The organism is Bartonella sp. AP58NXGY (assembly GCF_042195785.1).
In the GTDB taxonomy this organism is placed as follows: domain Bacteria; phylum Pseudomonadota; class Alphaproteobacteria; order Rhizobiales; family Rhizobiaceae; genus Bartonella.
The window spans coordinates 1-323 of sequence record NZ_JBHIOY010000340.1 but is presented as its reverse complement, the minus strand read 5'-3'; the positions used below and the strand labels follow the sequence as shown (position 1 = coordinate 323).

At 38.7% G+C, this 323-nt stretch carries 1 pseudogene; it reads right to left on the bottom strand.

Annotated features, from left to right (window positions below):
• A pseudogene (locus tag ACFINC_RS11285) lies at positions 1-323 on the bottom strand (hypothetical protein); the annotation flags it as partial.

Below are 323 nucleotides of genomic sequence, written 5' to 3'. Positions count from 1 at the left end.
CCGAAAGATGGGTAATCTTACTCTTTGTTTTTACTCCATCCTTCTTATGATCTGCTACAAAGGCGTTATCAGTATTGCTCCACAATAAAGCATCGCCCTGAACTTGTTGTGTCACATTACCAACTGCCTCTGCTAATTTCTCCTCAACTTTCTTGATATTTGTATCAAGCTGAGCTTTGTTAACAGCTTCATTATTCTTTGTCGCTTCCTTCACACCGGAAAGTGCACGATCTTCATTATTCTTGTTGGCAATATTGATTTCACTGCCTTCTTCTTTTGCTCCAATGGTTATACGCTTTGTTGTATCATCTTGTTGTACAAAG